The organism is Uliginosibacterium sp. 31-16, from assembly GCF_030730865.1.
Lineage (GTDB): Bacteria > Pseudomonadota > Gammaproteobacteria > Burkholderiales > Rhodocyclaceae > Uliginosibacterium.
In genome coordinates this window covers 613,288-633,203 of record NZ_JAVALZ010000003.1, presented here as the reverse complement: position 1 = coordinate 633,203, position 19,916 = coordinate 613,288, and the positions used below count along the sequence as shown (strand labels likewise).

At 61.4% G+C, this 19,916-nt stretch carries 21 protein-coding genes and 1 tRNA gene; 19 read left to right on the top strand and 3 right to left on the bottom strand.

Annotated features, from left to right (window positions below; all coding sequences use genetic code 11):
- Window positions 1–9: 9 nt before the first annotated feature.
- From fliF to Q9Q94_RS14585, 19 genes are all read left to right on the top strand, one after another.
- On the top strand, window positions 10–1,713 hold the full coding sequence (gene fliF / locus Q9Q94_RS14675) for a flagellar basal-body MS-ring/collar protein FliF (RefSeq protein ID WP_305980857.1): 1,704 nt from the start codon (window positions 10–12) through the stop codon (window positions 1,711–1,713).
- The gene (gene fliG, locus Q9Q94_RS14670) at window positions 1,697–2,704 is read left to right on the top strand and encodes a flagellar motor switch protein FliG (protein WP_305980856.1); all 1,008 of its coding nucleotides are present in this window, start codon (window positions 1,697–1,699) and stop codon (window positions 2,702–2,704) included. The genes fliF and fliG overlap by 17 nt, the downstream gene beginning before the upstream one ends.
- A 148-nt stretch (window positions 2,705–2,852) precedes the next feature.
- The gene (locus Q9Q94_RS14665) at window positions 2,853–3,524 is read left to right on the top strand and encodes a flagellar assembly protein FliH (protein WP_305980855.1); all 672 of its coding nucleotides are present in this window, start codon (window positions 2,853–2,855) and stop codon (window positions 3,522–3,524) included.
- 51 nt (window positions 3,525–3,575) lie between these two features.
- Entirely contained in the window at window positions 3,576–4,988 is a 1,413-nt protein-coding gene (gene fliI, locus Q9Q94_RS14660) for a flagellar protein export ATPase FliI (protein WP_305980854.1), read from the top strand.
- A 58-nt stretch (window positions 4,989–5,046) separates the two neighbouring features.
- Entirely contained in the window at window positions 5,047–5,505 is a 459-nt protein-coding gene (fliJ, locus tag Q9Q94_RS14655) for a flagellar export protein FliJ (RefSeq protein WP_305980853.1), read from the top strand.
- A 213-nt stretch (window positions 5,506–5,718) separates the two neighbouring features.
- Window positions 5,719–6,951 (top strand): flagellar hook-length control protein FliK, encoded by a 1,233-nt coding sequence (locus Q9Q94_RS14650; protein WP_305980852.1) that lies wholly within the window; start codon window positions 5,719–5,721, stop codon window positions 6,949–6,951.
- A gap of 161 nt (window positions 6,952–7,112) precedes the next feature.
- A complete protein-coding gene (gene fliL / locus Q9Q94_RS14645) occupies window positions 7,113–7,706 on the top strand; it encodes a flagellar basal body-associated protein FliL (RefSeq protein ID WP_305980851.1) in 594 nt (197 codons plus the stop codon).
- Between the two features lie 34 nt (window positions 7,707–7,740).
- A complete protein-coding gene (fliM, locus tag Q9Q94_RS14640) occupies window positions 7,741–8,772 on the top strand; it encodes a flagellar motor switch protein FliM (protein WP_305980850.1) in 1,032 nt (343 codons plus the stop codon).
- On the top strand, window positions 8,765–9,208 hold the full coding sequence (gene fliN / locus Q9Q94_RS14635) for a flagellar motor switch protein FliN (protein ID WP_305980849.1): 444 nt from the start codon (window positions 8,765–8,767) through the stop codon (window positions 9,206–9,208). Before fliM ends, fliN begins: the two co-directional genes overlap by 8 nt.
- 371 nt (window positions 9,209–9,579) lie before the next feature.
- Window positions 9,580–11,214 carry a PAS domain-containing methyl-accepting chemotaxis protein gene (locus Q9Q94_RS14630; protein WP_305980848.1) on the top strand — a complete coding sequence of 545 codons (1,635 nt, stop codon included), beginning with the start codon at window positions 9,580–9,582 and terminating at the stop codon, window positions 11,212–11,214.
- Between the two features lie 251 nt (window positions 11,215–11,465).
- The gene (gene fliO / locus Q9Q94_RS14625; protein ID WP_305980847.1) at window positions 11,466–11,873 is read left to right on the top strand and encodes a flagellar biosynthetic protein FliO; all 408 of its coding nucleotides are present in this window, start codon (window positions 11,466–11,468) and stop codon (window positions 11,871–11,873) included.
- Complete coding sequence (gene fliP / locus Q9Q94_RS14620) at window positions 11,869–12,609, top strand: flagellar type III secretion system pore protein FliP (protein WP_371929858.1); 741 nt, start codon at window positions 11,869–11,871, stop codon at window positions 12,607–12,609. Before fliO ends, fliP begins: the two co-directional genes overlap by 5 nt.
- A gap of 11 nt (window positions 12,610–12,620) precedes the next feature.
- Window positions 12,621–12,890: a flagellar biosynthesis protein FliQ gene (gene fliQ / locus Q9Q94_RS14615; RefSeq protein ID WP_305980845.1), complete on the top strand. Its 270-nt coding sequence runs from the start codon at window positions 12,621–12,623 to the stop codon at window positions 12,888–12,890.
- Between the two features lie 3 nt (window positions 12,891–12,893).
- On the top strand, window positions 12,894–13,682 hold the full coding sequence (fliR, locus tag Q9Q94_RS14610) for a flagellar biosynthetic protein FliR (RefSeq protein ID WP_305980844.1): 789 nt from the start codon (window positions 12,894–12,896) through the stop codon (window positions 13,680–13,682).
- Window positions 13,683–13,769: 87 nt separating this feature from the next.
- The gene (gene minC, locus Q9Q94_RS14605; RefSeq protein WP_305980843.1) at window positions 13,770–14,531 is read left to right on the top strand and encodes a septum site-determining protein MinC; all 762 of its coding nucleotides are present in this window, start codon (window positions 13,770–13,772) and stop codon (window positions 14,529–14,531) included.
- A gap of 35 nt (window positions 14,532–14,566) precedes the next feature.
- The gene (gene minD, locus Q9Q94_RS14600; RefSeq protein WP_305980842.1) at window positions 14,567–15,382 is read left to right on the top strand and encodes a septum site-determining protein MinD; all 816 of its coding nucleotides are present in this window, start codon (window positions 14,567–14,569) and stop codon (window positions 15,380–15,382) included.
- A 1-nt stretch (window position 15,383) separates the two neighbouring features.
- Complete coding sequence (gene minE / locus Q9Q94_RS14595; RefSeq protein ID WP_305980841.1) at window positions 15,384–15,650, top strand: cell division topological specificity factor MinE; 267 nt, start codon at window positions 15,384–15,386, stop codon at window positions 15,648–15,650.
- Window positions 15,651–15,717: 67 nt separating this feature from the next.
- Window positions 15,718–16,338: a trimeric intracellular cation channel family protein gene (locus Q9Q94_RS14590; RefSeq protein WP_305980840.1), complete on the top strand. Its 621-nt coding sequence runs from the start codon at window positions 15,718–15,720 to the stop codon at window positions 16,336–16,338.
- 40 nt (window positions 16,339–16,378) lie between these two features.
- Window positions 16,379–16,463, top strand: a tRNA-Leu gene (locus Q9Q94_RS14585).
- Between the two features lie 231 nt (window positions 16,464–16,694).
- Here Q9Q94_RS14585 and Q9Q94_RS14580 read toward each other — a convergent pair.
- From Q9Q94_RS14580 to Q9Q94_RS14570, 3 genes are all read right to left on the bottom strand, one after another.
- The gene (locus tag Q9Q94_RS14580) at window positions 16,695–17,786 is read right to left on the bottom strand and encodes an NADH:flavin oxidoreductase/NADH oxidase (RefSeq protein WP_305980839.1); all 1,092 of its coding nucleotides are present in this window, start codon (window positions 17,784–17,786) and stop codon (window positions 16,695–16,697) included.
- Between the two features lie 83 nt (window positions 17,787–17,869).
- A complete protein-coding gene (locus tag Q9Q94_RS14575) occupies window positions 17,870–18,208 on the bottom strand; it encodes a P-II family nitrogen regulator (protein ID WP_305980838.1) in 339 nt (112 codons plus the stop codon).
- Between the two features lie 56 nt (window positions 18,209–18,264).
- Window positions 18,265–19,884 carry an NAD+ synthase gene (locus Q9Q94_RS14570; RefSeq protein ID WP_305980837.1) on the bottom strand — a complete coding sequence of 540 codons (1,620 nt, stop codon included), beginning with the start codon at window positions 19,882–19,884 and terminating at the stop codon, window positions 18,265–18,267.
- Window positions 19,885–19,916 lie beyond the last annotated feature (32 nt).

The following is a 19,916-nucleotide window of genomic DNA, read 5'->3' as shown; positions in this document are numbered from 1 at the left end:
GCCCACGACATGGCCGAAGAAGCACTGCCCACGCCGCCCGCCTCACCTATGCAGGTGATGATCGACAATTTCAACCGGCTTTCGCCGCGCCAGAAGATGGCCGGCGCGGCTGCGCTGGCGCTTGCGATCGCCCTGCTCGTCGGTGTCTGGCTGTGGAGCCAGCAGCCGCAATACTCGGTACTGTTCTCCAATGTCGAAGAGAAGGACGGTGGCGCCATCGTCACCGCGTTGCAGCAGCAGAACGTGCCTTACCAGATCGAAAATGGTGGCGCCACGATCATGGTGCCCTCCACCCGCGCCAATGAATTGCGCCTGACGCTGGCTGCGCAGGGCTTGCCGCGCGGTGGCTCGGTCGGCTTCGAACTGCTGGAAAACCAGAAACTCGGTCTGTCGCAATTTCACGAACAGGTGAATTACCAACGCGCACTGGAAGGCGAACTGGCCCGCACCATCCAGTCCATTGCTGCAGTCGCCGGCGCCCGGGTGCATCTGGCCATTCCCAAGCAAAGCGCTTTTCTGCGCAACGAACAGAAGCCCACCGCCTCGATCGTCGTCAGCCTGCGCGCCGGCCGCACGCTGGACGCCGCACAGATTGCCGGCATCGTGCATCTGGTCTCGTCCAGCGTACCCGAGCTGGCCGCCAACCAGGTCAGCGTGATCGACCAGAACGGCAACCTGCTGGCCCGCCAGCGCAAACAGGGTGGCCCGGCACTGGACGACACCCAGCTCGAATATGTGCGCAATGTGGAAGAAAGCTATATCACGCGCATCCAGAAGATCCTTGATCCGATGCTGGGCTCCACCAACTTCCGCGCCCAGGTCATGGCCGACGTGGATTTCGACGACGCCGAGCAGACCTCCGAAACCTACAAGCCCAACCCGCCACCGAACACATCGATTCGCAGCTTGCAGACCAGCGAAAACATTGCCAACAACCCCGGCCCGCTCGGCGTGCCGGGCGCACTTTCCAATCAGCCACCCGTGCCGGCCACTGCACCGATCACCTCGCCGGTGGTGCCAGGCACCGTTGCCCAGTCCGGGCCCGTGCCGATCCCGCTGAATTCGAGCAAGACCGCCACCACCAATTTCGAGGTCGACAAGACCGTGCAGCACGTCAAGCGCGCGCTGGGCCAGGTCAAGCGCCTGTCAGTCGCACTGCTGGTCAATCACAAGAGTGAAAAGGACGCCAAGGGCAATTTCAAAACCGTACCGCTGACCGAAGCCGAGGTGAAGAAGATCAATGATCTGGTGCGTGAAGCGGTGGGCTACAGCGAAAAACGCGGCGACACCATCAACGTCACCAATACGGCCTTTACCGATCCGGCAAAAGAAGATGTGGTCGCTTTGCCGATGTACAAGGATCCCGAAGTCATCGCCCTGCTCAAGGAGCTCGCACGCTGGCTGGTCCTGGCGCTGGTGATCCTGTTCGTGATCAAGAAAGTGATCCAGCCTCTGATGCGCAGCGTGGCACCGCCCAAGCCGGAAGAGGAGGAGGAAGAAATCGAAGCGCCGCTCTCGGCAGAGAATCTGGAAGAGCGCGCCCAGATGGTCGACTCCGACATCCCGCCCGAGGTGCTGGAGCTGGAGCTGGCGAAGATGAGTTTCGAGAAGAAACTGGCCCGGGCACGCGAAGTCGCCAAGAAGGATCCAAAGATGGTGGCGCAGTTGATCAAGGAATGGATGGGAGGAGGCGCAAGTGGCGAAGGACGCTAACGAAGGACTGGAAAAGAGTGCCCTGCTGCTGCTCACGCTGGGGGGCGACGAAGCGGCAGAAATTCTCAAACACTTGTCTCCACGCGAGGTGCAGAAGCTGGGCTCCGGCATGGCCCGGATGACGCCGCAATCGCGCGAACGTGTCGAGAAGCTGCTTGAAGAACTGCAGATGCACGCGGCACGCGGCTCGCACATCGAGCCGGACGAGGAAGCTATCCGCACGATGCTGACCAAGGCGCTGGGCGATGAACGTGCCGCCAATCTCATCTCGCGCGTGCTGCAAGGCTCTGACACGGCCGGCATCGAGTCCCTGAAATGGATGGATGCTGCCACCGCAGCCGACCTGATCAAGAACGAGCACCCGCAGATCATTGCAACGATCCTGGTGCACCTGGAATTCGACCATGCCGGAGAAATCCTGCGGCATTTCAACGACCGCCAGCGCAACGACATCCTGCTGCGGATCGCGACACTGGACGGGGTGCAACCGACAGCCCTGAAGGAACTCAACGAAGCACTGGCCCGCGTGCTGTCCGGCTCGGCGCAGAGCCTCAAGAAAGCGTCGATGGGCGGCACCCGCCACGCCGCCGAAATCCTCAACTTTGTCGGCAACGCGGCAGAGACGGCCATTCTCGACAACGTGCGCGAATACGATCCGGATCTGGCCCAGCGCATCCTCGACGAGATGTTCGTGTTCGAAAACCTCATGGATGTGGACGACCGCGGCATCCAGACCATCCTGCGCGAAGTCCAGGGCGACCAGCTGGTCATCGCCCTCAAGGGGGCGCAGCCCGAGATGCGCGAGAAGATCTTCAAGAACATGTCCAGTCGGGCCGCCGAAATGTTGCGCGAGGATCTGGAATCGCGCGGACCGGTTCGCCTGTCCGAAGTCGAAACGGCGCAAAAAGAGATTCTCAAGACGGCCCGGCGCCTCTCGGAAGAAGGCCAGATCATGCTGGGCGGCAAGGGTGGCGACGATGCCTTTGTCTGACACGCTGCAAGCCATGCCCGGAAAGCCGCGCAGGACGGCGCTCTCCAGCATGCACACCCGGAAACCCGCCACGGGCGCTTATCCCCACGGCACATGCCTGAAGAAGACCGCCAGAAGCGGGTCTTCAGGCACGCAAGGGAGCTGCTGAATGGCCGAGGTAATTCCCCGCAATCAGGCCTCCAACGCTTACCAGCGCCTGGCTTTCGAGCAATTCGATGCCCCGCCGGTTCAGGAGCGGCCTGCCTCGCCACCGGAGCCGGTAACACCTGCGGTCGATGCTCCGCTGGAAATTGCGCCTGGCGTCAGTCTGCCCACGCTGGAAGACATCGAACGCATCCAGCAGGAGGCGCAGCGCGATGGCTACGCCGCCGGCTACGAGGAGGGCATCGCGCGTGGCCGCATGGAGGCCGCCGAACTGCACCAGATGGTGCAGGCGCTCGATGAGGCCATGAGCACGCTGGACCAGCAGGTCGCTGACGAAATCCAGGCACTGGCCATCGAGATTGCCCGTCAGGTAGTGCGTGAAACGCTTTCGGTGCGCCCGGAAATCATTCTGGCGGTCTGCCGCGAGGCCTTGCAGAGCCTGCCCCAGCAGGGCGCGATCATCCATGCCAACCCGACCGATGTGCAGTTGCTGCGGCGCTACATGGAAGAGCATTACGAAGGTATCGGCCATCGTGTGGTGGAAGACGACAGCATCCTGCCCGGCGGCTGCAGCATCGAATCCGCAGGTGGCCAGATCGACGCTCAGGTCCAGACGCGCTGGCGTCGCGTGGTGGAAAACCTCACGCTGACCGCCTCGGAATTTCTCGACGAATGATCCAGGCGTACGGCGCAAACACACAGCGATTCAGCAACCTGCAGGAATGACATGAGTTCCAATGAACACTTCGGCAAGGTCTGGCGCGGCTTCCTGACGGATTGCCGCAAGATCGTGCGTGCCACCCCGCCTTATCAGGTGCTCGGCCGGCTGACACGCATCAACGGCATGGTCATGGAAGCCGGTGGCCTGAAGCTGCCGCTCGGTTCCGGTTGTCGCGTCATGGTGCCCGGCGGGGGCACGGTAGAGGCCGAGGTCGTCGGCTTCAATGGTGACAAGCTGTACATGATGCCGACCGATGATGTCTTTGGTCTGGGCCCCGGCGCGCATGTGATGCCCAACGAACCGGTGCAGCCCACGCCGAGCGCCAATGAGCGCGTCGAGCCGCGTCGCCGCGCCTCCGATCGCGCCAAACATCTGCCGGTCGGCGACGAACTGCTCGGTCGCGTCATCGACGGCGCCGGTCGCCCGCTCGACTCTCTCGGCCCCCTGGGCACCACCCAGACTCGCTCGCTGCAAAGCCGCCCGATCAACCCGCTGGCACGTGCCTCGATCAGCAACAGTCTGGACGTCGGCATCCGCGCCATCAATGCACTGATGACCGTCGGCCGAGGGCAGCGCGTCGGCCTTTTCGCCGGCTCGGGCGTGGGTAAATCCGTACTCATCGGCATGATGGCGCGTTACACCTCGGCCGATGTGGTGGTCGTCGGCCTGATCGGCGAACGCGGCCGCGAGGTAAAGGAATTCATCGAACAGAACCTTGGCGCCTACGGTCTGTCACGCTCGGTAGTGGTGGCCGCGCCGGCCGATACCAGCCCGCTGATGCGCCTGCAGGGCGCGGCCTATGCCACCACGATTGCCGAGCATTTCCGTGATCAGGGCAAGCAGGTGCTGCTGATCATGGATTCGCTCACCCGCTACGCCATGGCCCAGCGCGAGATTGCGCTCGCCATCGGCGAGCCGCCGGTCACGCGTGGCTATCCGCCGTCGGTATTCGCCCGCCTGCCCGCGCTGGTCGAGCGCGCCGGCAACGGCCCGGATGGCGGCGGCTCGATCACCGCTTTCTACACCGTACTCGCAGAGGGCGACGACCAGCAGGACCCGATTGCCGACTCGGCACGCGCGATTCTGGATGGACACTTCGTGCTCTCGCGGGCCCTGGCCGATCAGGGGCATTACCCGGCACTGGATATCGAGCAATCCATCTCACGCGCCATGCACGGCCTGATCCGCCCCAGTCATTTCGATCTCGTTCGCCGCTTCAAGCAGCTATTCTCAAGGTATCAGCGCTCGCGGGACCTGATTGCAGTCGGGGCCTATCAGCCAGGGGGCGACCCGCTGCTGGATGAGGCGGTGCGCATGTATCCGGCGCTGGAGAAATTCCTTCAGCAGCAGATTGAAGAACGCGCCGACTATGAAGAAAGTCTGGCCCAATTGAATGCCCTGTTCGGTCAGCCACTGTAAGCAACAAACCGCAGCAAAACGTAGCAAAACGCAGTCAGAGAAGTCAGAACATAAAAACATGAGCAGCCACAAGACGCCACTGAAGACCTTGCAGGAACTGGCCCATACGCGCGTAGACGAAGCCACTCGCAGGCTGGGCGAACTGATCGCCAGCGAACAGGCCTGCGAGGTCAAGCTGCAGATGCTCCAGCAGTACCGGGTCGAATACCGCGAGCGCTTCATGCAGACGGCCCGCAGTGGCATCGACCCGAACGCCTGGCGCAACTATTCGGGTTTCCTGATCAAGCTTGACGATGCGATCAATGCCCAGCAGCTGATCGTCGAGCATTCGAAGAAAGCGACCGCCAGCGGTCAGCAGAACTGGGCCTCGGAACATTCCCGCGCCAAAGCTTTCGACACCCTCTCGCATCGCCAGGACCTGCACGAACAGAAACGCCAGAACAAACGCGAGCAGAACCAGAGCGACGAACACGCCATCAAGCATTACCGCAAGCAGCAGGAGGATGGCGGAACCTAGCCCAGGAGCCGCCTCTGACAACACTCTTCAGCCTGCCAGCCGTTACACCCAATACAGACAACAGTCTTCAGCAGGCCTGCCTGAAAACCCTTACCAGAAGAGCCTCTCCAGCCATACCCGAGTTTCACCTCTTTTGAGACGCCCCATCTTTTCGCTATCTGGCACACCCCTTGCTGAAGAGAGCGCACAACACCGCATATCGAGGTAGTCCCCATGGCCGAAGTCAATGTTTCCGCGCTTGCCGCCGTCGCCCCCGTGGTGCAGCGCACCCCTGCCAGTCAGGGCTCGGCACAGCCGGCCGAGCAGTCCGGACAACCGAGTTTTGCGCAGGTGCTGAAGTCGCGCAGTCAGGCTCAGGATGCCGCCAAGGCCGCTCCGGCCAAAACGCCGGGCACATCGGCCAAAGACCGCACCGACAAGGCCGCAGACGCTCCTGCAGACAAGTCCAGGACCGATACAGAGACCGCTTCAAGCCTTGATCCAGTCACGCAGACGACCACGACAGCCGGCATGGACCCGACCCTGCTGCTTGCCGCCGCCGCACAGCGCCAGACCGCTCAAGACAACAGCACCGCCGACCTGCAGGCGACCGAGACTGGGGGCACTCAGGACGCAAGCGCGCTGCTTGCCGCCACGACGGCAGCCCTCGCCGCCCGTGCGGCAAGCCTTGCCGGCAACGCATCAACCAACAGCCCCGTCGACACAAATGCCCTGCAAGACGAAGCGGCAACCCGGCCTGTAACAGGCCTGTCGGCCGGGAATGATGACAAGTCCCTCGCCAGCCAGCTTCGCAGCGAGGCCGGAACACGGACGGAGACTGACGCAGTCTCCACGGACGACACAGCAGAAAAGCTCCTGGCTGCCCGCTCGCAAGACAAGGCCGGCTCATTCGCAGCCGAGCTGGCCAACGCCAGCCAGAATCTGAACGTAGAGGCCTCCCCGCAAACGCACGGCGTTCTGAGTGCGGCGCACAACAATCGCACCAGCCAGCCCTTGCCTCAGCACGAGGTCAGCACCCCAGTCGCCACACGTGGCTGGGCAGAGGAAGTCGGGCAGAAGGTCAGCTGGATCGCCAACCGCGACAATGGCCGGGCAGAGCTTGTCCTCACCCCGCCCTCTCTCGGTCGCGTGGAAGTGTCCATCAACATGCAGGGTGACCAGGCCAGCGCGACCTTCGTGGCAGCCAGCCCGGCAGCGCGTGAAGCCTTGCAGGACGCCATGCCACGCCTGCGCGAAGTGCTGGCACAGTCAGGCATCCAGCTGGGCCAGGCCAACGTCAATGCCGGTAACAGCGGTCAGGCGCAATCCGACACATCAGGCAAGCGGAGCCTGAGCAGCCGTTTCGCAAGCTCGGGCGACAGCCTGTCCGGCGTGGATGCCGCCGCAGGTACGACACGCAGCAGTTGGCTGCGTCAGGGTAACGGAATGATTGATACGTTTGCCTGAGACCGAAAATGAACTCAACACTGCCAACAAAGGCGGGAAACGCGTTTTTTGGGACCCATACCCTTCATTTGGGGGCTGCAACGTCCGTTAATCAGGGCTTGAGAGTCGTGATTCATGCGACACAATTGTGGCAATGACGGATTGGACAAGGAACTCCCATCATGGCGACCAGCAAGGACGCACCGAAAAAAGAAGAAGCCGCCGAGGTGGCCCCCCCGAAAAAGAGCAAAAAGCTGCTGATCATCATCGTTGCTGCGGTTGTCCTGTTGTGCCTGATCGCCGGCGGGGCCTTCATGCTGCTGAGCAAGAAGAAGGCAGCGGCCGATGGTGAAGAAGATGCTGCAGCGGATGAGCCGGCGGCACATGCGGCTCACGTATGGCCTAAATTCGATCCGACCAAACCCCCGGTTTTCCTGCCACTCGAACCCTTTACCGTGAATCTGCAGCCCGAAAACGGCGAACAGTTCCTGCAGGTCGTTGCTTCATTGCGCGTCATCGACGCGCATGTGGGCGATCAGGTCAAGGCCTACATGCCGCAGATCCGGCATGAGGTACTCGGACTTCTGGCCGGCAAGAAGCCTTCGGAAATCACCTCGCCGGAGGGACGCGAAACCCTGGCGGAGGAAATGAAGGAAATCATCAACGAAATCATGGGCTGGGAGGCTCCACCCGTGTCCAAAAAGAAGAAAGCGACAGCACAGGAAGCCGTAGGCCCCGTTGTGTCGGTGTTCTTCACCCAATTCATCGTGCAATAGGCAAGCGAACAGGCTGCAGGAATCGAGGCAGAACATGGCCCAGGATTTTCTCTCGCAGGAAGAGGTCGACGCACTACTCAAGGGCGTGACCGGCGAACTGGACGAACCGGAACAGACGGGGGATGACGGTACGGGCATCCGCTCGTACAACATCGCGACCCAGGAGCGCATCGTCCGCGGGCGCATGCCCACCCTGGAGCTGATCCATGAGCGCTATGCCCGCTACCTGCGCATCGGCCTGTTCAACTACATGCACCGCAACGCGGAGGTCTCGGTCGGCCCGATCCGCGTGCAGAAGTACAGCGAGTTCGTGCGCAATCTGGTGGTGCCGACCAACCTCAACCTGATCATGGCCAAGCCGCTGCGCGGTACCGGCTTGATCGTGTTCGACCCGAATCTGGTGTTCCTGGTGGTCGACAACATGTTCGGCGGCGACGGACGCTTCCACACCCGGGTGGAAGGCCGCGACTTCACCGCCACCGAACAGCGCATCATTCAGGGCCTGCTGCGCGTGGTCTTCGCCGAATACGAGCGGGCCTGGTCGCCGGTCTTCCAGATCCAGTTCGAATACATCCGCAGCGAGATGAACTCGCAGTTTGCCAACATCGCCACACCCAGCGAAATCGTGGTGGCCACCACCTTCACGCTGGAGTTCGGCGGCGCCCAGGCCGACATGCACATCTGCTTCCCGTACTCGATGGTCGAGCCGATCCGCGACATCCTTTACAGCTCGATGCAGTCTGATCACATCACCCAGGACAAACGCTGGATCAGCCTGATGTCCAAACAGATCAACGGCGTGGATGTCGATCTGGTCGCCAATCTGGGCACCACGAAAATTTCGCTGCGCGATATCGTGAATTTCAAGGTTGGCGATGTCATTCCGCTCGATATTCCGGAAAACATCGAAGCCAACGTCGACGGGGTCAAGATCCTCGAATGCAAGTACGGCATCCAGAGCGCGCACTACGCTCTGCGGGTCGAGAAATTCATCCGCCCGGAAGACACCGAAATCAATCTGATCGCCACCAAACTGGGCGGGCAAGGAGAAGCAAATCATGGCTGAAGAAGAACTCAACACTGCCGCTGACACGGAAAACCAGATCAGCGAAGACGATTGGGCTGCCGCCATGCAGGAGCAGGCTGATGTCGACGCAGTCGCCGCGTCAAAAGAAGCCGCTTCAATCGCGCAGCCTGCCGTTTTCCAGAATTTCGATGGCGGCACCAAACCGGGCAGCATGAACGACTATGAGCTGATCCTCGATATTCCGGTGCATCTGACCGTGGAACTGGGGCGCACCCGCATCTCGATCCGCAACCTGCTGCAACTCGCGCACGGCTCGGTCGTCGAGCTTGATGCGCTGGCGGGCGAACCGATGGATGTACTGGTCAATGGAACTTTGATCGCTCAAGGCGAAGTCGTTGTCGTGAATGATAAATTCGGTATCCGCCTCACCGACATCATCACGCCATCCGAACGCGTACGGAAACTGCGCCCCTGACCCGCCCCTCCCACGGCAGCCACCACACCCCAGCTTTGCCCTGCATGCAGTTTGCCGGGCAGAAGGGCGCTGCGAGCGTCCTCTATCCCTGAGATATATGAAATCTGGAATAGCGCATATTCTGCCCTTCAGGGCAGATAAGCGCGTGCCGCTATGTTGATAGCCAAGGGGCTTATGGCCTTCTCAACAGCAGGCCTTGACCGGCACATCGCGCGCTCAGGAAGACACAATGCGCAACAACCAGTTCGCCAAATAACGCATATTCTGCCCTTAAGGGCAGATGGCGCGTGCCGATATGTCGATAGCCAAATGGGTTATGACCTTTGCCACAGCTTGCCCCGCCCGACACATCGCACACTCAGGAAGACACAATGCGCAACAATCAGCCCATCACCCAGCGCGAATACCTCGTCCCGGAAGGCGTTTTCATCTATTCGCGGACTGATCTCAAGGGGCGCATCACCGAAGTCAATCAAGCCTTTGCTGACATCAGCGGTTTTCTCCCCGAGGAAATGGTGGGTGAGCCCCACAACCTGATCCGTCACCCGGACATGCCGGTCGAAGCGTTTGCGGACATGTGGCACAACCTCAAAGCCGGTCGCCCCTGGAAGGGCATCGTCAAGAACCGGCGCAAGAACGGCGATTTTTACTGGGTTGTGGCCAATGCTTCACCGGTCCGCGAAAAGGGTCAGGTCGTCGGCTATCAGTCGGTCCGGACACCGCCCACCCGTGAGCAGGTTGCCGGAGCAGAAAAAGCCTACCAGCATCTGCGTGCAGGAGACCGATCGATACGCGTTCAGGACGGACGGGTCACTCGAAATCACTCTCCGCTGGTGGACACCCTGCTAGCCTTTCAGACGCGCCTGTTCAGCTTTGTCCTGCTGGCGATCTTTACCGAGATCAGCCGCCTGCTTGCCGGAGCTGTCGAGTGGGGCTGGTTGCAAACCGTGCATAAAATCAGCGCAGCCGTGCTGCTTGTGGCGGCTTTTTACATGCTTTTCTGGTACTTGCCACGCGCTCTTCAGCGTCTGAAAAACGTACGCAACTTTCTCGAAAAGGCGCTGGGTGCAGGCGACCTGAGCGCAACCCTGACGCCCACCTACAATGACCTCATCGGTGAAATTGCCGGACGCATCGATACGCTTGTGTCGGCTGTGCGCGCCACCCTGCAGATCATTGGCGACACCACCCGCGAAGTGGCGGAAACCACCAATGGCCTGAATCAGTCAGTCGAATCGCTGGTCGCCGCCGCTGCCGTGCAAAGCGCCAGCACCTCGACGGCAGCCGCCGGTGTGGAGGAAATGACCGTATCCATCGCCGAAGTCGCCCATCATGCGGCAAGCACCCAGAGCGTGGCCCAGCAAGCCGGACAGCAGGCCGGCGCCGGCGCCGATCTGTCAGACAAGGCGTCCGCCACGATCAGGACCCTGTCGACGACGGTTGCCCGCTCGGCAGAAACCGTCGAGCAACTGGGCTCGCGCACCGACGAGATTGGCAAGGTTGCCGGCGTGATCAAGGAAATCGCCGACCAGACCAACCTGCTCGCCCTGAATGCCGCAATCGAAGCCGCCCGTGCCGGCGAACAGGGACGCGGCTTCGCCGTGGTAGCCGATGAAGTTCGCAAACTCGCCGAACGCACGGCCAGTGCAACCCGGGAAATTGACCAGATGATCGTGCGCATCCAGGCGGATACCACCAGCGCCGTCGATGGCATGCGCCAGAGCGCAGATCAGGTCGGCACCAGCGTTTCCCTCGTGCATGAGGCTCACGACGCATTGCTGGCGATCAACCAGCAGATGAACACCACCGCACAGATGGTTTCGGAAATCTCGCACTCCTCCGCCGAGCAAAGCAGTGCCATGACGATGATGGCGCAAAGCGTCGAACAGGTTGCCCGCCTGACCGAAGAGAATCTTGGCGTAGCCCGTGATACCGAAGCCACTTCGCATGCCTTGCAGGGCAACGTCGAACGCATGCGCAAGGCGGTGGCGCAGTACAAGGTATAAAACGGGGTCGTCAGGCACTCGCTGCACAGCCGCATGGGGCGGGCTTGTGCAGCCTGCCGGCCCGCACAGGCAGGCTGCATGCGGCTCGGCAGACCCCCTGCCCGTCGGAGACCACTGGATGCGGCAGCGCAGGCAGGCAACCGGAAAAACCGGGCGGCAGGATTTGCCGCCCTTTTGCCATTCTTTTCCACCCCTGCCGCGACAGGCTGCGGGGCTAAGCTCACACCATCCCGAATCCCCCGGTGACTGTCGTGAACATCCGCCTGTTCCTGTTTCTCCTCCCTGCTCCCGCGCTCGCCGCCGAAGCCCTGCCTTCTCCCGCCGGCAGTCTGCTGCAGATGCTGCTGGGCTTGGGCGCGACCCTCGCGCTGCTGGTCGGCGGGCTGTATCTGCTCAAACGCCTGCAGGGGACGCGCGCCAGCCAGCCCGGCGCCTTGCGCGTCATCGGCGCAACAGCCGTCGGTCCGCGTGAAAAAGTCGTTCTTGTCGCCATCGGCAAGCAGGTGCTGGTACTGGGTGTCTCACCGGGACACATCTCGGCCCTGCATGCACTGGATGCCGACGAGGTGCCGGCCGCCCCGGCCCCTGTCGCCATGCCCGGCGCCGGGGAGTTTGCCAGCCGCCTCAAACAGATGCTGGAGCGTCGCCGTGAAGATTAAACGCGCCCTGTTCGCTGCCCTGCCCCTGCTGCTGGCTCTGATACCGGCACTGGCCGCGGCTCAATCCATGCCGGCGCTGACCACCTCGCCGGCCGCCGGCGGTGGCACGACCTACAGCCTGCCGGTGCAGACCCTGCTGATGCTCACGGCCCTGAGCTTCCTGCCCGCCGTGATACTGATGATGACCAGCTTCACCCGGATCATCATCGTCTTCTCGCTGTTGCGCCATGCGCTGGGCACGCAGACTTCCCCGCCGAACCAGGTGATGCTCGGGCTATCCTTGTTCCTGACCTTTTTCATCATGTCGCCGGTGCTCGACAAGGTCTATCAGGATGCCTACCAGCCGCTGGCGGAGAACCGGATCCAGTTTGATGAAGCCCTCAACCGTGCCAGCGTGCCGATGAAGGCTTTCATGCTCAAACAGATCCGCGAACCCGATCTATCGCTCTTCGCCAATCTGGCCAAGACCCCCAAAGTCGACAAGGCTGCCGATCTGCCCATGCGCGTGATCGTGCCGGCCTTTGTCACCAGCGAACTGAAAACCGCTTTTCAGATCGGCTTCATCGTCTTCATCCCGTTCCTGATCATCGACATGGTGGTCGCCTCGGTACTGATGTCGATGGGCATGATGATGATGTCACCCGTCATCGTCTCGCTGCCATTCAAGATCATGCTCTTCGTGCTGGTCGATGGCTGGGCCCTGCTGGTTACTTCGCTGGTACAGAGTTTCGGATAAAGGAGATAGGCATGACCCCCACCACCGTCATGGAACTGGGCCGCGGCGCCCTTGAAGTGGCATTGCTCGTTGCCGCACCCATGTTTGCTGCAGCGCTCGCCACCGGTCTGATCATCAGCGTGCTGCAGGCCGCCACGCAGATCAATGAAGTGACGCTTTCATTCGTACCGAAGCTGGTTGTGATGTTTCTGACCCTGCTGCTGGTCGGGCCGTGGATGATCACCATGCTCACCGACTACATCCGCCGGCTCTTCATCGCGATACCCACTCTCATCGGCTGACGCATGCTCTCGATCACCAGCGCCCAGCTCGACGCGCTGCTCCTGGCCTGGATCTATCCCGTCGCGCGCGTGCTGGGCATGATCGCCACCGCCCCGATATTTGGCAGTGCCGTCGTGCCACGCCGCCTGCGACTGGTCGCCGGCCTGGTCATCGGCGCAGCAATAGCCTCCGTGCTGCCACCGCCGCCACCGCTTCAGCCCGGCACCTGGTTCGGCATGGCGGTTTTCGTACAGCAGATCCTGATCGGCATCGGCATGGGACTGGGTCTGCGCATGGTACTCAGCGCTGTGGATATTGCGGGTGACATCATCGGCCTGCAGATGGGCCTGTCGTTCGCCACCTTCTTCGACCCGAATTCCTCGGGTCAGACCGCCGTGCTTGCCGAATTCCTCGGACTGCTCAGCACCCTGACCTTTCTGGCGCTGAACGGACATCTGCTGATGATCGACGTGCTGGCCCGCAGCTTCGAGATGGCGCCGATCGGTGGCGTCTCGGTCACCGGTCCAGCCTGGCTGATGCTCACCCGCATCGGCAGCGTGGCGTTTGCCTGCGGGCTGCTGATCTCGCTGCCCATCGTCACCGCCTTGCTGATCACCAACATATCCCTGGCCGTGCTGACCCGCACGGCCCCGCAGCTCAATCTTTTTGCCATCGGTTTCCCGATTACATCCACCGTTGGCCTGGTGATCATCCTGATCTCGCTGAACGCGTTTGCGCCGGTCCTGCAAAGCATCTTCGAGCAGGGTTTCGAGCTGATCGGCATATTCCTCAAAACGCTACCGGCCCACTGAAAGCGGCATCCGGCACGTTTGGCTTGCTCCAAAGGCCCTCAAAAAGTAGACTCGGGCGGTTAATCAACCCGGATTTCAGTGCCGCCCATGGCCAAACCCATCGAATTCAAGGCTGGCAGCCTCACGGCCATGAGCGCCGTACTGCGCGAAATCGACAATGTGCGCCTCTCCGACGCCCTGCAGGTCATGCTCGGCGGCATGGGCGAATTCTTCGCCGGCGAGGCCACAATCATCGATGTCAGCCAGGCCAGAAACTTCCCGGACAAGGCGGACTGGGCCGGCACACTGAGTCTGCTGCGTCGTTACGGCCTGCAGCCCGTTGCCCTGCGCGGAGCGCCTGAGCATCTGCACGCCAGCGCCCGCAAGGCCGGGCTCGCCATCCTCACCGAACAGGCCGCCAGACTCCAGGCAGAGAGCGACATCGCATCGGCACCGGCTGCAGAGCCGCTCCCGGAGCCTGTCTCCACAGCCCCTGCGCCACAAGCCGCTCCCATGGCGGCTGGCACGATGGTCGTCGACCGCACCATCCGCTCTGGCCAACAGATCTACGCCAAGGGCAGTGATCTGGTCATCCTTGGCGCAGTCAGCAATGGAGCCGAAGTCATCGCCGACGGCAGCATCCACTGCTACGGCCCCTTGCGCGGCCGTGCCCTCGCCGGGGCCTCGGGCAACAAGAAAGCGCGCATTTACAGCAGCAACTTCGGCCCCGAACTCATCGCCGTGGCCGGCGTTTACCGGACTTTTGAAAAGGGCATTCCCGCCCAGATTGCTGGCAAACCAGCCCAGGCCCTGTTGCGTGGTGAAGACGACAAACAGGCACTGGTACTCGAACCGATTCAACTCGACTAATGACTGAACACAACAATCAAATCAGGGAGAACCCCGTGACCCGCATCATCGTCGTAACTTCCGGCAAGGGTGGCGTAGGCAAGACCACCACCAGCGCCAGCTTTGCCTCCGGGCTCGCGCTGCGCGGCTTCAAGACTGCCGTGATCGACTTCGATGTCGGCCTGCGCAACCTCGATCTGATCATGGGCTGCGAACGCCGCGTGGTGTATGACTTCGTTAACGTCATTCACGGCGAAGCAAACCTGAACCAGGCTCTGATCAAGGACAAGCACTGCGAAAACCTGTTCGTGCTGCCCGCCTCTCAGACCCGCGACAAGGACGCCCTGACCGAAGAAGGCGTCGAGAAGGTGCTCAAGGATCTGGAGCACATGGGTTTTGACTACATCATCTGCGATTCGCCGGCTGGCATCGAACATGGTGCCATCATGGCCCTGACCTTCGCCGACGAAGCACTGGTGGTGACCAATCCCGAGGTTTCTTCGATCCGCGACTCGGACCGCATCCTCGGCATCCTGCAAAGCAAGAGCCGCCGCGCCCGCGATGGACAGGAGGCGGTCAAGGAGCACCTGATCGTCACCCGCTACTCAGCCAAGCGTGTCGAGGAAGGCGAGATGCTCTCCTACAAGGACGTGCAGGAACTGCTGCGCGTACCGCTGCTGGGCGTGATTCCGGAATCGGAAACCGTGCTGCAAGCTTCCAACTCCGGAGCGCCGGTGATCCACAGCAAGGAAAGCGAAGCCGCCGAAGCTTATCAGGACGTGGTCGCCCGCTTCCTCGGGGAAGAGCGCGAGATGCGCTTCGTGAATTACGAGAAGCCCGGCCTGCTCAAGCGCATCTTCGGAGGGGCCTGACATGTCCTGGCTTGAAAAAATCTTCGGCAGCAGCCAGCCCAAATCGGCCCAGCTCGCCCGGGAACGCCTCACGCTGGTCATCGCTCACCAGCGTGCAGAAAACGAGGGCCAGCCCGACTTCCTGCCTGATCTGCAGAAGGAACTGATCGCCGTCATCTCCAAATACGTCAAGGTCAGCTCCGACGACATCAAGGTGCAACTGGAGAAGAAGGGCAACTACGAAGTACTCGAAGTCAATATCGTGATGCCGGAACCCGGCGTGCGCTAAAACCCGAGAGATCTTGTCATCCCGCTGCCCGGCCCGCGCCGGGCAGTGGCGTTTTCAGTCCTTGCTCATGAACCATCTGCTCTCCTTCGACTGGCTCTACCTGATCGGCACGATCTCGTTTTCGATCTCCGGCTACCTGATCGGCGCCCGCAAACAGTACGATCTGCTTGGCATCAGCATCCTCGCGTTGCTCACAGCCATCGGCGGCGGGCTGATCCGCGACGCCCTGGTGGGTCGTCTGCCGGCCATTTTCATCGATGCAGGGCCGGTCGCCGCCTGCTTCACCACCCTGGCATTTGCCTGGCTGATCAAGCTGCACCGCCACAGCCAGCTTTTCCTACGGCGGGCCTTCATCATTGCCGATTCCATCGGCCTGGTCGCTTTCAGCATCGCCGGAGCCCAGCTTGGCCTCAATCTGGAACTGAACCTGTTTGGCGTAGCCTTTCTCGGATTCATCACGGCTGTCGGCGGCGGGCTGGTGCGCGACATGATGGTCAATGAAGTCCCCTTCATCCTGCACCGCGACTTCTACGGCACCGTATCCATCGTCGTCGCCACGCTGCTCTTTGCGGCGCACCAGTTCGGCGCCAGCGGAGGCATCACGCATTGGGCACTCTTCCTGTTTGGCCTGGCCTTGCGCCTGATCGCACACAGCCGCGACATGAACCTGCCACGCGCAGACAGCTGAGGCCTGCGGCACGGGACATTCAGGTAGAATGCGCAACCCTGCCCGGGTGGTGAAACTGGTAGACACAAGGGACTTAAAATCCCTCGCCGCAAGGTATACGGGTTCGATCCCCGTCCCGGGTACCACACACTGATTCAGCCCGCTTGAAGCGGGCTTTTTCATGAGCGGTCGAACAAATCACGGTTTTCGACAATTTCTGCCAATGCGTCGGAACACGTGTCATTTACCGACGCATGCCGAAAAGCCGCTACAGGCGGACTTCTTCAGGCAGCTACGCCGAAGACTCAGACCACAAGAGGATCTGCAGCACACAATGCCGGAGAGGCTTGCTGGACGCGGCTATCCAGACAGATCCTCTAGAGACTTTCGCGCTGGATAGAGCCTGCCGGGGCCGCCCGCAGGTATTGCTGGGGCCAGCTGGCAGCCTGCCCCAGAGCCTGTGCGGCATGCAGCGGCCAGTAAGGATCGCGCAGGATTTCTCGCCCCACCAGCACCAGGTCGGCCTGGCGTGTGCGGATGATGTGGTCGGCTTGTGCTGGCGCAGTAATCAGACCGACAGCCCCGGTTGCAATCCCGGCCTCACGTCGCACCTGTTCGGCAAATGCGGTCTGATAGCCTGGCCCCAAAGGCATGCTGGCCACTGGAAGCATGCCGCCGGAGGAGGTATCGATCAGGTCAACGCCTTCCTGACGAAGAATGCGCGCAAGGGCGACTGTTTCTTCGATGTTCCAGCCTCCTTCGGCCCAGTCGGTCGCCGACAGGCGCACAAAAAGTGGCAGACGCTCGGGCCATACGGCACGTACGGCTGCGACGACTTCACGGGTCAGGCGGGTTCGGTTCTCGAAACTTCCGCCGTATTCATCAGTGCGCTGATTGGCCAGTGGTGAGAGGAACTGGTGCAGCAGGTAGCCATGCGCGGCGTGCACCTCGACCACTCGATAGCCTGCCACCAACGCGCGCTGCGCAGCAGCCGAGAACTCCGCAATCACCTGCTGGATGCCGGTCTCATCCAGCGCCTGCGGCGTGGCAAAACCCTCCCCGAAAGCCAGCGCCGAGGGAGCGACCACCTGCCAGCCTCCGTGCTCGAACGGAATCGTGCCTGCACCCATACCGGGAACCCAGGTGCCCCCCTTGCGCCCGGCATGTGCCAGTTGCACACCAGCGACAGCCCCTTGCTGGTGAATGAAGCGTGTCATGCGGATGATCGGGTCGATCTGGCGGTCATCCCACAAACCCAGATCACGTGGGCTGATACGCCCGACAGATGTCACGGCGGTCGCCTCAACGATGATCAGACCGGCGCCACCCGAGGCACGACAGCCGAGATGAGCAAGATGCCAGTCACCGGCCATGCCGTTCTCCGCCGAATACGTGCACATCGGCGGAATCGCGATACGGTTGGGGAAGGTAATGTCACGCAGACGGAGGGGAGAGAAGAGATGGCTCATGGCAACGCTCCTGATCGATATGCATGGACTGCAAACAACAAGGCCCCGCAAGCGGGGCCCTGGCGCAACCCGTCATGCGGAATTCAGATGGCCTGTTCGTTGGTTTCGCCGGTACGAATGCGCACGACCTGCTCGACCGATGAAACAAAAATCTTGCCGTCGCCAATCTTGCCGGTATGGGCGGCCTTGATGATGGCTTCCACGGCCTGATCGACGATGTCATCGACAACAACGACTTCCACCTTGATCTTTGGAAGGAAATCAACCACGTATTCGGCGCCGCGGTACAGCTCGGTGTGCCCCTTCTGGCGGCCAAAACCCTTGACTTCGGTCACGGTCAGACCGGCAATGCCGACGTCCGACAGCGCTTCACGCACTTCGTCGAGCTTGAAGGGTTTGATGACGGCTTCGATCTTCTTCACGGATGGTCTCCAGTGTTTGTTTTGTCTGCGGGAAGTATAGCCAACAAAGCGCCAGCTCAGTATTCATCGGCGTAGCGATTGGTGATCGGACAGCGCCAATCCTTGCCAAAGCCACGCTGGGTTACACGGATGCCGATGGGCGACTGACGGCGCTTGTATTCGTTGCGGCGGAGCATGCCGATCACGCGACGAACATCGTGCTCGCTGTAACCCGCCGCGATGATTTCGCGGGGCGATTCGTTGCGCTCCATGTAGGCTTCGATGATGGCATCGAGCACCTCATAGGGTGGCAGTGAATCCTGATCCTTCTGGTCGGGCTTGAGTTCAGCCGAGGGTGCGCGGGTCAGGATGTTCTCCGGGATCACCCGCGCAATCCCGTTGCGATATGCACACAGGCGGTAAACGAAGGTTTTGAGGATATCCTTGATCACCGCAAAGCCGCCGGCCATGTCGCCATACAATGTGGCGTAGCCAACAGCCATCTCGCTCTTGTTGCCGGTGGTCAGAACGATGCTGCCGAACTTGTTGGAAAGCGCCATCAGGCTCATGCCACGGATGCGTGCCTGGAGGTTCTCCTCGGTCGTATCTGCAACCCGGCCCTCGAACAGAGGCGTCAGCATGTCCTCGAAGGTCTGCATGGCAGGCTGGATCGCCAGTTCGTCGTAGCGCACGCCAAGCAGACGCACCATCTCGCGCGAATCGTCCAGGCTCATCTGCGCCGTGTAGGGCGACGGCATCATCACCGCACGCACCTTGTCCGCACCCAATGCGTCGACAGCAATGGCAAGCGTCAGCGCCGAATCCACGCCTCCCGACAGCCCAAGGATGGCACCGGGAAAACCATTCTTGCCAATGTAATCGCGAACGCCGAGCGTGAGTGCGGCATACACCTCCGCCTCGACACTGCCGCGCGCCACCTTCACCGGGCTGTGAAAATGCCCCGCAGTGTATTCGACGATATCCACGCGCTCTTCGAAAGCCGGTGCCTGGTAGCTCAGTGCGCCATTCGCATCCAGTGCAAAGGAGCCGCCGTCGAAGACCAGTTCGTCCTGACCACCGACGAGGTTGCAGTAGAGAACGCCAATGCCGGCTTCACTGACACGCTCGCGCAGCACATCGAGGCGCTGGCTGTGCTTGTCCATGTGGAAAGGTGAGGCATTCAGCACCAGCAACACTTCAGCACCTGCCGCGCGGGCTGCACTGGCAGTGCCGGACTCCCACACATCGGCGCAGATGTTGATGCCTACACGCACGCCCTGCACTTCAACAACACAGGCTTCTTCGCCCGAAGCGAAGTAACGTACTTCGTCGAAGACTTCGTAATTGGGCAGGCGATTTTTGCGATATGTCGCAAAAACACGACCTCCGCGCAGGAGGGACGCTGCGTTATACGCCTCGCCATCGGCAAACAGAGGATGACCTACCAGAACGTCAATCCCGGCACAGGCCGTCGCCAAGGCGCTCAGTTCGCGCTCGCAGGCAAAATAGAAGTCTTCGCGCAGCAACAGATCTTCAGGCGGATAGCCGCACAGTGAAAGCTCGGGCGTCACGAGCAGATGGCCCCCCGCGTCGCGGGCCGAGTGCGCTGCGGCACCGATTTTCGCTGCATTGCCGCGCAGGTCTCCAACGGTGCTGTTGAGCTGGGCGACGGCGATTTTTAGAATGGCTGTATTCATGGGACGGAACTATACCGCGCCACGCAAAAAAG